Annotated in this window: 11 protein-coding genes; 2 read left to right on the forward strand and 9 right to left on the reverse strand. The window is 45.7% G+C overall.

Annotation, left to right across the window (positions count from 1 at the left end):
* Positions 1 to 17 precede the first annotated feature (17 nt).
* Entirely contained in the window at positions 18 to 1922 is a 1905-nt protein-coding gene (locus CKW00_RS10800) for a DUF294 nucleotidyltransferase-like domain-containing protein (protein ID WP_095822571.1), read from the forward strand.
* Positions 1923 to 2035: 113 nt separating this feature from the next.
* Complete coding sequence (locus CKW00_RS10805) at positions 2036 to 2641, forward strand: 3'-5' exonuclease (RefSeq protein WP_233129773.1); 606 nt, start codon at positions 2036 to 2038, stop codon at positions 2639 to 2641.
* Positions 2642 to 2673: 32 nt separating this feature from the next.
* Here the strand turns inward: CKW00_RS10805 and CKW00_RS10810 are convergent, their stop codons facing one another.
* The 9 genes from CKW00_RS10810 to xseA all read right to left on the reverse strand — a co-directional run bounded on the left by CKW00_RS10810 (position 2674) and on the right by xseA (position 13394).
* Positions 2674 to 4023, reverse strand: coding sequence for an aspartate kinase (locus tag CKW00_RS10810; protein WP_095822573.1), 1350 nt, complete (start codon positions 4021 to 4023; stop codon positions 2674 to 2676).
* Between the two features lie 674 nt (positions 4024 to 4697).
* Positions 4698 to 6425, reverse strand: a complete 1728-nt coding sequence (gene recN / locus CKW00_RS10815) for a DNA repair protein RecN (RefSeq protein ID WP_095822574.1) — start codon at positions 6423 to 6425, stop codon at positions 4698 to 4700.
* Positions 6426 to 6442: 17 nt separating this feature from the next.
* Positions 6443 to 6898, reverse strand: a complete 456-nt coding sequence (gene ahrC / locus CKW00_RS10820) for a transcriptional regulator AhrC/ArgR (RefSeq protein WP_095822575.1) — start codon at positions 6896 to 6898, stop codon at positions 6443 to 6445.
* A 30-nt stretch (positions 6899 to 6928) separates the two neighbouring features.
* A complete protein-coding gene (locus tag CKW00_RS10825; RefSeq protein WP_095822576.1) occupies positions 6929 to 7750 on the reverse strand; it encodes a TlyA family RNA methyltransferase in 822 nt (273 codons plus the stop codon).
* A 3-nt stretch (positions 7751 to 7753) separates the two neighbouring features.
* A complete protein-coding gene (gene dxs / locus CKW00_RS10830) occupies positions 7754 to 9646 on the reverse strand; it encodes a 1-deoxy-D-xylulose-5-phosphate synthase (protein ID WP_095822577.1) in 1893 nt (630 codons plus the stop codon).
* A 34-nt stretch (positions 9647 to 9680) separates the two neighbouring features.
* Positions 9681 to 10253, reverse strand: coding sequence for a hypothetical protein (locus tag CKW00_RS10835; RefSeq protein WP_095822578.1), 573 nt, complete (start codon positions 10251 to 10253; stop codon positions 9681 to 9683).
* A gap of 693 nt (positions 10254 to 10946) precedes the next feature.
* Entirely contained in the window at positions 10947 to 11819 is an 873-nt protein-coding gene (locus CKW00_RS10840; protein ID WP_095822579.1) for a polyprenyl synthetase family protein, read from the reverse strand.
* Positions 11819 to 12052 carry an exodeoxyribonuclease VII small subunit gene (xseB, locus tag CKW00_RS10845; protein ID WP_095822580.1) on the reverse strand — a complete coding sequence of 78 codons (234 nt, stop codon included), beginning with the start codon at positions 12050 to 12052 and terminating at the stop codon, positions 11819 to 11821. Before xseB ends, CKW00_RS10840 begins: the two co-directional genes overlap by 1 nt.
* Positions 12045 to 13394 carry an exodeoxyribonuclease VII large subunit gene (xseA, locus tag CKW00_RS10850; RefSeq protein ID WP_095822581.1) on the reverse strand — a complete coding sequence of 450 codons (1350 nt, stop codon included), beginning with the start codon at positions 13392 to 13394 and terminating at the stop codon, positions 12045 to 12047. Before xseA ends, xseB begins: the two co-directional genes overlap by 8 nt.
* Positions 13395 to 13412: the final 18 nt, after the last annotated feature.

Raw genomic sequence — 13412 nt, forward strand, 5'->3', positions numbered from 1 at the left:
CAGAAAGGGAGTTGGCTATGGAAGTGAATTTAGACGTTTGGAGACATCAATATCCGTTCGAACTGCTGAACGAAGAAGAATTTACGGAGCTATTCCGAGAGTCAACCCGGGAAGAGTACTCAAAAAATGAATTCGTCATCCACGAAGACCAGAGCGAAACGGACGTACACATACTGATTGAAGGCCTGGCAGACAGCATTATGCACCGGGCGGACGGGACTCAGCATTCGATCCGCTATTTTTACCCCGGTGATCTCATCGGTCTCATGGTTCTATTGACCAGTGAAAAGATGCGTTTCTCGGTCAGATGCCTCGAGTCTGTCCAGACTTTAAAGCTTAAACGTGCTTCCTTCCTGAAAATAATGAAAGACAACCCGACATTTTCGAATGTTATTCTCGACAGGCTAAGCGGTTTGACCAAAAGTCTTTACGACGAAGTCAAGTATAAAAGTTCTGACGAGGAAGAAGAAAATGAGAGCGGTCTTTTCAAAGAACGCATTAAGAGATACATGGAGAAACCGGTATTCATCCAGCCCTCCCGCACTATAGCCGAAGCTGCCCAGGTGCTTCGCAAGGAAGAGGTGGAAGGCCTTCTCGTATCGGACAACAGACAAAATTTCAAAGGTATGATCAGTTATCATGAAATCGTGGAAGCTTTTATGAATGGCGAATCTTACGCTTCCGTCAGTAAATATATGAAGGATGAAAACTTCAGTGTAGGCGAGCAGGATTTCATTTTTGATGCACTCAGCTTTTTAAAACACCACCCTGCCACCGTTATCCCTGTTATGCACAAGGATCAGGTAGCCGGGATTTTGAGGCAATCTTCGTTCATTCAAATTAATCAGTCTGTTTACTTCGACCTGACGTACAGAATTTCAAACGCCAGAACACTGGAAGAATTAGTGAAACTCTCTCCCGTGTACAACAGGAAATTCCAGGAGTTCGTACGAAGTCTTATCGATGATCAGATGCTTGCTTATCATATCGCTGAATTAATAACGAACTATAACGACCGCATCCACAAACAGATCATCCAGCTTGCAGAAGATGAAATGGTTAGTCTCGGCTACGGTGCGCCCCCTATCAATTACTGTTTTTTAATTATGGGAAGCGGCGGGCGGAAAGAACAGACCTTTTCCACCGACCAGGATAACGGCATCATTCTCGCCGATTATGAATCTTCCAGAAACAAAGAAAAGATTGAAGCCTACTTTTCCCGCTTCACAAAGAGAATCAATGACATGCTGGATGAGTGCGGTTTCCCCTACTGCAGCGGCGGAATTATGGCTAAAGAGAAAAAATGGAGAAAAAACGAACAGGAATGGAGAACAAGCGTGGACGAATGGATAAAAAAGCTGGATGCCGAAGAGATAAGAGACTTTACGATTTTCATGGATTTCCGCCCTGTGTTCGGTGACTACACGCTTGCCTATGAGCTGAAAAAATACGTATCCAATAAAGTGAAAAATTCTCTCGGGCTCCACCAGCTGCTTATGAAAGACACTTTGAGATTCCGCGTTCCGGTCCAGCCGTTCGGACGTATAAACAGTTTCGGGAAGAAACGTTTACTCGATTTAAAGAAATCGGCCACTATGCAGATCGTTAACGCTGTTCGTATTTACAGTATGAAATACGGTGTGGAAGTGAATAATACCGTACAACGCCTGACTTTATTGGCCGAAGAAAATCACTTTCATCCCCGGGATGTGGAAAATGCGAAACTGTCCCTTCATAGGCTTATGCTGTTCCGACTGACGTCAAATCTTGAACAACTCGAAAACGGTTCTCCCCTCAGTAACTATGTCTCTCTTGTGAAGTTCCAAAAACAGGAAAGACGTTCATTGAAAGAAGCCCTGAATGTTGCGAAGCGTCTTCAGCAGGTGCTTGAGTTAAGCTATAATCGGAATCGGGTGATGTAATGCTGCCAGTAGACCTTCAAATTTTAAAATACATCTTTATAGAAAAACCTATATACTATTTCAAAATGAAACCTTACTTTGAAACCGAAGAATATAACGACCTATGTACTTATATGGAAAACAGAGAGGAAAGTAACAGTTCGGATTTCTTAAAAGAAAGGGAGTACACGGTGTTCGACCTTGAAACGACCGGATTCCTCCCGGAAATAGGACATGAAGTACTCTCTATCGGGGCTGTGAGAATAGATGGAGAAGGACAGAAATCCGGGGAGATGCATCAGCTGATCAGACCGATCAGACCCGTACCGAACCATATCCTCTCTCTTACCAATTTATCGAGAGAAGACCTTGATCGTGCCGAATCTTTTATTACGGGTTTCCAAAAATTTCTCTCCTTCTCTGAAAACAGTACGCTTGTGGCTCATCCGGCTCATTTCGACGTACGGTTCCTGAGGGCTATGGTGAAACGCTGGAAATTACCGGAATACTCTCCTGCGTGTATCGATTCGCAACTGATGGCAAAATATACCCTTCCAGGTGTCAGCCACCGGCTGGATCCGTTACTCAACCATTTCAACATCCACAACCTGGAACGACATCATGCTTTAAACGACGCGACGATGACAGCCCGCCTCTTTACGGAACTCCTTCGTATAGCGGAAAAGGATTTCTTTATCACTTCCTACAGTGTACTTCAGCAAAAAATAAACGAGCAGTGAATCTGCTCGTTTAAAACCATTTACTTTTATTTTCACGAAAAATACATTTTGTACAGTTCCTGGACGGATTTCTCCATCCCGTCTTCATGAATGCCGAACATCATCGAAACTTCGGAGGAGCCCTGGTTGATCATTTCAAGATTCACTCCTGCTTTTTCAAAAGCTCTGGCAGCTTTACTTGCAACTCCCACTCTCTGATTCATTCCTTCCCCGACAATCATAATCATCGCCATGTTGCGTTCGATCTCCACCGTATCCACCTGTAATTCTTCTCTGATCCTTTTTACTACGGTTTGTTCCTTGTGAGGAGGCAGAACATCTTCCCTGAGAATAATGGACATGTCATCTATACCGGAAGGGGCGTGTTCAAAAGAAACGTCTTCATCTTCAAGTATATGCAAAAGACGGCGTCCGAACCCGATTTCGCGGTTCATCAGATACTTACTTACATATATAGTCACGAATCCGTCATCGCTCGCTATGCCGACCACGTCCCCGCATGTATCCTCTCTTTCCGCAACTATCATGGTTCCCGGTGCTTCCGGGTTGTTAGTATTTTTTATACACACGGGTATTTTCTCCTTGAAAGCGGGTATCAGTGCTTCATCGTGGAATACGGAAAAGCCTGCATAGGAAAGCTCCCGCATTTCTCTGTAAGTCAGGTTCTTCATCTCTTTCGGATTCTTAACGAGAGCCGGGTTCACACAGTAAACCGAATCAACGTCCGTGAAATTTTCGTAAAGATCGGCTTTGACACCAGCCGCTACAATGGAACCGGTAATATCCGATCCGCCGCGTGAGAAAGTGATGAGTTTCCCTTCCTTCGTATAACCGAAAAATCCCGGTATTACGAGAATCCCGTCTTTCTTACGCAATTCATAAAGATGAGCGAAGCTTTCTTCAAGTACAAGAGCACCCCCCGGTTCATCTTTCAGAAAGATTCCCGCTTCTTTCGGGTGCACATACGAAGCATTGTGCTTCCTTCCGGACAAAAACGCACTTAAAATCAGGGCCGTTCCGTCCTCCCCGCATGCTTTCAGTGCATCTATACCGTTCGCGGCTCCTCCTCTGATCATCGCTATCCCTTCATCAATTTTATTCGTAATTTTCGAAAGAGTTCTGTCAGAAAGGTCCAGATCGTCTATAATTTCCTTAAAACGGTTCCTCACCTTCTCGTAAATATCTTCGTTCATCTGATTGTCGTCTACGGATTCCCCCAGCTGAATGAGCAGATCAGTGACCTTCTCATCATGTGCAGTCCGCTTGCCCGGGGCCGAAACGACGACGACCGTCCGTTCAGGATCGCTCTCCAGAATTTCCGTCACTTTTTTTAATTGTGCCGCACTGGCTACAGAACTTCCTCCGAATTTCACTACTTTCATATGTACAGCTCCCTTTTAATATGGTAAAGAATTAGATAATTAAAAATTTTAACACATACCTCCCCACATTTCGAATGGTTTTTGTGATCCACCGGAACGTTCTGAAAGAAATAACTACACTTTCTGCATATAAAAGGGTGTATCCGCCGTAAAGACCTGATAAAACGCTCATGTGGGCGTTCAGCTTGCAAAGAAACACAAGATTTCTCTGCGTCTTTCCCGCGGGACGAATACCAATCGCTTTCCGTGGACGAACGCCCGAGCCTCCTCGAGTAAACCTTCACTGCGGGGTCTAGGATCGCCCGTTTTTCCGCAGGAGTCTCCTGGTATTCGTCCGCCCTCCAGTGACTCTTGTTCGCTTACATTCTCTTTTTCACACAAGCGATGATAGACTCAGCCGTGCAGTTCTTTTTGAATCAGCCAGACAGGACCGAAAGAAAAATCTATTTGTTGCTCAATTTTACAGAGGAGATGTTCTTCAGGGACAATTTCTTCAATGGTAATCATTCAGATTCCACTATGTTGCTTTGTTCTGGATTGAAATATCAAATCACTTTTCGTTGATAAGCTACAATTATTATAACGAATTAACGCGGTGGTTCAATAAAATCGGAAAACAAATAAAAGCTGCCGATACTTTCTCGACAGCCTGATGGGCGCCCACGTGGGCACTTTTACACTTTTGCTTTGAAGGACTCAGCGAGATTAAGTAATTCATGACCGTTCTGCAGTGTAGTCTCGGTGAGTTCCGCTCCGCTGATCATCCGTGCAACTTCTTCGACTTTTTCATGGTGATCGAGTTCTTTGGCATTCGTTTTTGTGGTGTTGTCGGTGATGTTCTTCTGAATTTGCACATGCGTATCCGCCATAGCCGCAACTTGAGGCAGGTGGGAAATGCACAGCACCTGGGAATTAACGGAGATCTTAAATATCTTCTCGGCTATCGCCTGTGCTACACGTCCGCTTACCCCCGTATCGACTTCATCAAAGATAACACTGGTAATACCCTGATGTCTTGAAAAAATCTGCTTTAAGGCCAGCATAATTCTGGACATTTCGCCACCGGAGGCTATCTTGTGAAGTGGTTTCAACGGCTCACCCGGATTCGTCGTAATCATGAACCTTACTTCATCAACCCCGTTCGAATTCAAAGCCACCTGACGCCCATTCATCACGGGGCTTTCCTTCCCGCCTTTTCTTTTCTCGACTTTTACATCGAAGACGGATTTTTCGAGATAGAGGTCTTTCAGTTCTTCGTGAACCGCTCCTACGAGCTCTTTAGCAGCCTCACTCCTTATATCATGGATGTGCTGAGCTTCCAGAAGGAGGTCTTCTGATACATCATTTATTTCCGCTTCAAGCTTTGAAAGAAAAGAATCTTTATTGTTGATTTCATCAATTTCTTCTTCGACTTTATTTTTGTGTTCAAGCATCTCTTCGACGGACTGTCCATACTTTCTTTTGAGCCGGTTAATTTCATCGAGTCTCTCTTCGATTTCATTTAACCTTTCGGGATCGAATTCGAGAGCTTCCATTTCCGTGCTCAACCGGAAAGTCAGTTCCTCCACTACGTAATAGGCATTGGAAAGCTCATCAGACATTTTCTGATAGTTTTCATCATAGTCGCTGGTCGCCTCCAGGCTCATCATAGCATGGGAGACCCAGTCCATCCCTTTCTGTTCCCCATATAAAGCTTCGTACGTATCGTTGAGACCGGAATAAATTTTTTCGAAATTTGATAACTTATTCCTTTCTTCCATCAGCTCTTCGTCTTCTTTTGGAGAAAGGTGCGCTTCTTCCAGTTCATTCCATTGGAACTCCAGCAGGTCGAGCCGCTGCGCCATTTCCTGCTCGTTATCACTTAATTCCTGATATCTTTTTTGGAGAGACCTGTATTTTTCGTACTGTTTCCGATATTCCTGTTTCGGATGTTGCAGCTTTTCCGCCGCATAGGTATCCAGCAGATCAATATGGCGTTCCGGATCCATCAGCGATTGCGTTTCGTGCTGACTGTGTATGTCTATTAAGGATTTACCGAATTCCCTCAAAACACCGAGAGTCACCAGCTTTCCGTTCACCCGGCAGATGCTTTTCCCCTGATGGGTGATGGAGCGTTGCAGTACCACCATACCATCCTCATCTATTTCCACTCCGTACTCCTCGCCTTTAGCATACACAGAGTGGTTTCCATCCACGTTGAATAAACCTTCTATCTCTGCACGTTTGGCTCCATGCTTTACAAAATCTACAGAGCCTCTTGCTCCCGTCAGTAATTGAATGGAATCAATAATAATCGATTTACCGGCACCAGTCTCCCCGGTTAACACAGTCAATCCATCTTTCAATGTCAAAGAGACGTAATCGATAATTGCAAAGTCTCTGATAGTCAATTCAGTTAACATGATAGAAACCCCTTCGCTTACAACATATTCAGCAGCTGCTCACTAACCTGTTCCGTCTGGGACTCTGCCCTGCATATAATCATACAAGTGTCGTCTCCGCAGATCGTCCCCATAATCTCTTCCCAGTCCAGGTTATCAATGAGAGCTCCTACCGCGTGAGCATTTCCGGGTAAGGTCTTCAATACGATAAAGTGTCCCGCACGGTCGATACTGACAAATGAGTCCATCATCATCCTCTTCAGTTTTTCCAGAGGATTGAATTTCTGATCAGCCGGAAGACTGTATTTGTAACGGCCGTCGGCTACCGGTACTTTCACCAGATGCAATTCTTTAATATCCCTTGAAACAGTAGCCTGGGTGACGTTATACCCCAGTGATTTCAGTCTGAACACAAGATCATCCTGTGTTTCAATGTTTTCACTCGTAATCATTTCGCGGATTTTTATGTGCCTTTGCCCTTTGCTTAAAGTCATATAAAATAACCCGTCCCCTTTCGAATCGGCTCACACTTTCGTCAACTGAGAATGTGCGTCCGCCACAAGTTCACTTACCTTTTCTATATCCCACGGACGCTCTTCTTCCCCGGGGTTGAACTGCCAATGCACGAGAAATTCTATATTCCCGTCCCCGCCTGTGATCGGCGAAAAAGTGAGGCCTTTCGTTTCAAAACCAAGCTGACGGGCAAAGGTAATGAGGCTGGTAATCACTTTTTCATGAATTTGCGAGTCTCTTACGATACCTTTTTTACCCACCTGTTCTCTGCCGGCTTCGAACTGGGGTTTAATAAGAGCTGCTACGTCCCCGCCGGGTTTCATCAAATCGGCCAGCACCGGGAGAATCAGTTTCAAAGATATGAACGAAACATCAATGGTGGCTATCTCAGGCATCCCGAAAGACAGATCTTCTCTCGTGACGTAGCGGAAGTTAGTTCTTTCCATAACCACTACCTGCTCGTGGTTCCGGAGCCGCCAGTCCAGCTGGTTATTCCCGACATCTATGGCATAGCTAAGTTTCACTCCATTTTGGAGACCGCAGTCCGTAAAACCTCCGGTCGAAGAGCCGATATCCACCATCACTTTGTCTTTCAAATCAAGAGAAAAGCAGGAGATAGCTTTCTCAAGCTTCAGTCCTCCCCTGCTTACGTAAGGGATAGCTTTCCCCTTCACTGTCAGTTCAATATCTTCCGCCACCTTGACCCCGGGCTTTTCAAGTCGCTGCTGGTCAGAAAAAACCAGACCTGCCATAACGGTTCTCTTTGCTTTTTCCCGCGTTTCCACGAGTCCTCTTTCCACAAGTAATGTGTCCAGTCTAACTTTCTTTCCCATAAACTACGCCCTTTTCTCGCTTTGCGGCAGCAACTTCAACACTTTATCCACGACATTTTCCCTGGTTAATCCGACTTCCTTCCATAAGTCCTTGACATCTCCATGTTCAACGAACCTGTCCGGCAGTCCGATTCGCTTCAGAGGTCTGTTATAGTAACCGTGATCACTCTGGAATTCGAGAACCGCAGATCCGAAACTTCCCTGTACTACAGCTTCTTCGAGAGTGAGTACCGGTATATTACGTTCAAATATTTCATGAAGCATTTTTTCATCCATCGGTTTCATAAACCTTGCGTTCACAACTTCCACGTTCACGCCCTGTTCCTGAAGCGTTTCGGCCGCCTCTATCGCAAGTGGAATGGTCGTGCCGAAGGTCAGAATCACTGCATCTTTACCCGATTTTAATATTTCCCATGAACCGATATCAATCGTTTCTGCTTTATCCGCCACTTCGACGCCGAGCGCGTTTCCTCTCGGATAACGAAGAGCAATCGGTCCATTTTCATACTTCACAGCCGTGTGAACCATGTGTTTTGCTTCATTCTCATCTTTGGGCATCATAATAGACATATTAGGGACAGTTCTGAGAAAAGCGATATCAAATACACCCTGGTGCGTTTCTCCGTCTGCGCCTACGAGACCCGCACGATCGATCCCGAAGATAACATTCAGGTTCTGTCTGGCCACGTCATGGATGACCTGATCATACCCGCGCTGTAAAAAGGTTGAATAGATAGCAAGGAAAGGTCTCATGCCCTGCGTAGCAAGTCCTGCTGACATCGTCGTCGCATGCTGCTCGGCGATCCCGACATCATACAGACGATCCGGGAATTCCTCTCCGAATTTTTCCAGTTTCGAACCAAGAATCATAGCCGGGGTAACGGCTACGATACGCTCATCTTCCCGTGCTTCCGCCCTGAGAGCTTCACTGATCACTTCACTCCAGGCAGGGGGAGCGTCTGCAGGTTTGATTTTTTCTCCGGAATCGATTTTATAAGGTCCGACGCCGTGCCATTTATCTTTCACATCTGATTCAGCAGGCTGATACCCTTTTCCTTTTTGGGTCATTACGTGGACGATGACCGGCCCGTCGGTCTTACGGGCATAATCAAGGTTCCCCTGCAGATCTTCGAAGTCATGGCCGTCTACCGGACCGTAATAGGTGAAGCCGAGTTCTTCAAAAAACATCCCAGGAACGACGAAGTATTTCATTGAATCTTTAAGTCGTTCTGCAGTTGATGCTACTCTTCCGCCGATGGCCGGGATTTTTTTCAGAAGCCATTCGAAATCGTCTTTTACTCTGTTGTATTTGCCTGCACTTCTCATTCTTGCAAGGGCACTATGCAACGCTCCCACGTTTTTGGCAATCGACATTTCATTATCATTAAGAATGACGGTTACATTCTTCTTCTCATGACCGATGTGGTTAAGCGCTTCCAGAGCCATTCCTCCGGTCAGGGCTCCATCCCCTATGATAGGGACTACGGAATGACTTTCATTTTTCAGATCTCTTGCAATAACCATCCCCATCGCTGCCGATAAAGATGTGGAACTGTGACCTGTTTCCCAGACGTCGTGTTCACTTTCGTTACGTTTCGGGAATCCGCACAAACCCTGATACTTGCGCAACGTGTCAAACTGACCTCCGCGACCTGTAAGGATTTTGTGCACGTAAGACTGATGCCCCACGTCAAAAAGAAAGCGGTCATTGGGGCTGTCGAATGTACGGTGGAGAGCGAGCGTCAATTCGACCACACCAAGATTCGCCCCAAGATGCCCTCCGGTTTCCGATAAATTATTTATCAAAAAGTTGCGTACATCCTGAGCTAAATTCTTCATTTCCTCATCGGTCAGATTTTTGACGACCGACGGGTCTTTAATATTGTTCAGATCCATGAAAGGACCCCCTTCACTATAAGACAGTAATAATTTATTTTGTGACTATTTTCCACCTGGAATATTTCTCAAACCTTGCTATAAGCTTTGCGGCAAAAAAGATTATCTCAGTTGAATGGTTGATCGCTAAATGTTTACCTACGGCTTTACCGCCAACCGTAAGTGCAGCAATCGTACTTGTCATTATAACAGAAAGCACCAGCTGCAAGGTAGAACCTTCTCCATTTCCAAAAGCGATGGCGAGTTGAAGTACGACAAGTGCCGAAGCCGTACCACTGATAATGCCGGCGATATCACCTATTACATCATTACAAAAAGTTGCGAAACGATCGGCGTTTCTGACTATCACCACTGCGTGTTTGGCACCGAACACTTTCTCCGAAGCCATGGAATGAAAAGGAGCCTCCCTGCCGGCTGTAGCTGCAATCCCCAGCATATCAAAAAACACTCCGGTCAAAACGATGACAAATACGACTACCATACCTACGAACCAGGGCACTCCATTGAGCAGCGACGAAGAAATGATGGAAAAAATAGCCGCTAACACAAAAGTGATAACGGCAATGGTGAAACTGAATGATAAAGAACGTTTTAGTTTTGAATTCATAGTTTGCTCCAATTATCGTTTCAAAGTTATGTAGGAAGGAATGGTCGAAAAACAGGTAAAAATTGCGGCTTAGGTCCAGTAGGTTTTCCCACCCGGCTACCGAGTGTCACCACTCTGGCGGTTCCCCTTTAAAGCCGGGTCGAGCACGTCTCCGTTACTCGGACTGGATTACCACTCAGTCCACACTATAATAACTGTTTTCCGTCCTTACGAACAGTCTAGGGAGTTTCTCCGGCAGTCTTTGACCGTTCCTTAGCCTCTTTTGCAGCTTCGATTTCATACAGCAAAGAACGAAACCATGTTTCATTGGCCATTTAGACATGATTCCTGAAATACTGTAATCCCCTCGAAGCCACTCAAGGCAGGCTACGCTGTACATACAGATGTTACTCCATATGAAACAGGTTCATACCCCATTTCATAAAGAAAGCTGGCTCAGCTTTCCTTACAAAGATGGGCCTCCGCGGAAGCGGGGTCAACGCCCACATGCCTTTGTGGATCGCCCCACGACCTTAACTCCCAGCACCGACCCAAGGCTGGGCGCCTCAAGCCGGCACAAGGAACTTCATCGATATGCCCTTTGGCGGATTTTTAGGCCCGCCTTCAGGGACGGAGGACTGACTAGAATACTGCACCATTCCTAACTTACCTTAAATATATCACACAATATATACCGTCTCAAAGTAAAACCGACTAATATTCTCTTTGGCTCATGTAACCGATCAGGTCCGCTAACGGAGTTTCATCGGCTTTCAGTTCACTAAGGAGTTCTTCCACTCTTCGTTCGTATTTCTGCTTTTCCTGTTTCGCCCCTTCAAGACCCAGAAGTTTAGGATACGTACTTTTCAAATTCGATTCGTCGCTTCCTGTTGCTTTCCCCAGTTTGGCAGTATCTCCTGTCACATCCAGTATGTCATCCTGAATTTGGAAAATGAGACCGACGGCTTCTCCGATTTCTTTCAGTTTCTGCAACTTTTCTTCCTCAAGACCGGCAAGATAACCGCCGGTAATAATGGAAAAAGCGATCAGCTTCCCTGTTTTGTTTGAATGGATCCTTTTCAGCGTATCCACGTCTGTTTCCAGATCTTCATATTGCATATCCCACATCTGCCCGGCGACCATGCCTTTCGGACCCGCAGCCCGGGAGAGTTGACGTATAATGAAAACTTTCTGTTCTGGAGACAGGGAGGGATCCGAACTTATCAGCTCAAAGCTCATCGTCAGGAGAGAGTCCCCGGCTAAAATAGCAGTAGCTTCGTCGAATTGTATGTGATTGGTCCATCTGCCTCTTCTCATATCATCATCATCCATCGCCGGAAGATCATCGTGTATGAGTGTATAGGTATGAAGCATTTCAAGGGCTACAGCGGGAGAAACATATAGTGGATCCGATTCCGAGAAAGATTCAAACGTCGCTTTCATCAGCATGGGACGTAATCTTTTCCCACCCGCTTTCATCGAGTAGATGATAGAATCACGGAGCCTTCCTTCGGAGGTGAACTCATCTATCTTCGTATATATTTTCTCATCGATCCAGGCCTTCTGTTCTTTCAGGTACTGCTCCACTATTCGTCCTCCTGTATATCAAATGACTCAAATTCACCCTGCTCATTCAGAATCTGCTTCATCTGCCCTTCTACACTGCTCAATTTATCATTGCATGTTTTAGAAAGTTTCATGCCCTCATGGTAATACTGAATAGCTTTTTCCAGAGGAACATCGCCGGATTCAAGTTTTTCCACTATCTCTTCCAGCTGCTTCATGTTTTCTTCAAACGTCTGTTCTTTATTTTCACTCATCTTCCTTCTCCTCCCATCCAATGATTTTACCGTAAATCATTCCGTCATTTATCTGCAGGTGGATTGTTTCATCTTCACTTACATTTTTGACGGATTTAATCAGTTCATTCTGTTCATTATACGGCAGGGCATAGCCCCTTTTCATAATTTCCAGAGGGTTTACGAGTGAGAGCTGCTGCACGAGCGACTGCCAGCGGTACTTCTTCTCTTCCACAATTCTCTGCATCTTTTTGTTCAGACGGATATCCAGCTGCCGGACATTCGCCTGTTCACGTTCCAAACGTTTGTCCGGGCTGACCTGATGCAGTCTGTTTTCCAGCCGTTTAGCCGAATCGGCCTTTTCCCTTTGCAGTCGTTCTGCAGCGGCATGGAACCGGTCCATTATTCTGTCGAGATCCTGCTCTTTCTGCTGAGTAAGCTGTTTCGGATATTTGAAGGCATATGATTTCTTCAGTGATTGGAGTCGCTCCTTCGCATGCTCCACTTTCACATCGAGAGCCTGCTGAAGTCTGCGGGTATAATTAATAACTTGACTGTTCAATTCTTTCCAGTCCGGTACCGCTATTTCTGCCGCTCCTGTCGGGGTAGGGGCACGATAGTCGGCGACAAAATCAATAATCGTTGTATCCGTTTCGTGGCCGACTGCAGAGATTATCGGTATACGGGAATGATAAGCAGCTCTCGCAACTTCCTCTTCATTGAATCCCCACAGATCTTCTATCGACCCTCCCCCCCGGCCTACGATAAGCAGATCGCATTCAAGGTTCTGATTAGCATAGGCGATAGCGCGTGATACAGAAGACGCTGCTCTTTTCCCCTGAACAGGAACCGGGAGTACGGATATTTTCACCACGGGAAATCTTCTCTCTACAGTTGTGATAATATCCCGGATGGCTGCCCCTGTCGGAGAAGTTATAACACCGATGTGAGCGGGGATGAGCGGAACTGACTGCTTGTTTTCGTCGGAAAATATTCCTTCTTTCATGAGTCTGTCTTTAAGCTGTTCAAAAGCAATATGTAAGTCTCCGATACCATCCGGTATCATTTCTTTTGCATATAACTGATACTGACCCATGGGCTCATAAACATTAATTTCTCCTCTTATGAGGACGCTCATGCCGTTTTCCGGTGCAAAGTTAAGATTGCGGTTATTACCTGCAAACATAACCGTTTGAATGCGTGCGCTGTCATCTTTTACTGAGAAATACATGTGGCCGCGACTGTGATGCTTGAAATTGGAGATTTCCCCTCTTAACCACACTTCTTTAAGATGGGAGTCTCTCGATATCTTCTGCTTGATATACCTTGTCAGGGCCGTGACCGTCAAATAACGATCTTCCACTGGGTACCCCTCCCCCGG

It is taken from the genome of Salimicrobium humidisoli, from assembly GCF_002295105.1.
In the GTDB taxonomy this organism is placed as follows: Bacteria; Bacillota; Bacilli; order Bacillales; family Halobacillaceae; genus Salimicrobium; species Salimicrobium humidisoli.

What these genes read in the sequence shown, in the direction of transcription:
- CKW00_RS10800 (WP_095822571.1), top strand. Translation starts at nt 18, where the DNA reads ATGGAAGTGAATTTAGACGTTTGGAGACATCAATATCCGTTCGAACTG.
- CKW00_RS10805 (WP_233129773.1), top strand. Translation starts at nt 2,036, where the DNA reads ATGGAAAACAGAGAGGAAAGTAACAGTTCGGATTTCTTAAAAGAAAGG.
- CKW00_RS10810 (WP_095822573.1), bottom strand. Translation starts at nt 4,023, where the DNA reads ATGAAAGTAGTGAAATTCGGAGGAAGTTCTGTAGCCAGTGCGGCACAA.
- recN (WP_095822574.1), bottom strand. Translation starts at nt 6,425, where the DNA reads ATGTTAACTGAATTGACTATCAGAGACTTTGCAATTATCGATTACGTC.
- ahrC (WP_095822575.1), bottom strand. Translation starts at nt 6,898, where the DNA reads ATGACTTTAAGCAAAGGGCAAAGGCACATAAAAATCCGCGAAATGATT.
- CKW00_RS10825 (WP_095822576.1), bottom strand. Translation starts at nt 7,750, where the DNA reads ATGGGAAAGAAAGTTAGACTGGACACATTACTTGTGGAAAGAGGACTC.
- dxs (WP_095822577.1), bottom strand. Translation starts at nt 9,646, where the DNA reads ATGGATCTGAACAATATTAAAGACCCGTCGGTCGTCAAAAATCTGACC.
- CKW00_RS10835 (WP_095822578.1), bottom strand. Translation starts at nt 10,253, where the DNA reads ATGAATTCAAAACTAAAACGTTCTTTATCATTCAGTTTCACCATTGCC.
- xseB (WP_095822580.1), bottom strand. Translation starts at nt 12,052, where the DNA reads ATGAGTGAAAATAAAGAACAGACGTTTGAAGAAAACATGAAGCAGCTG.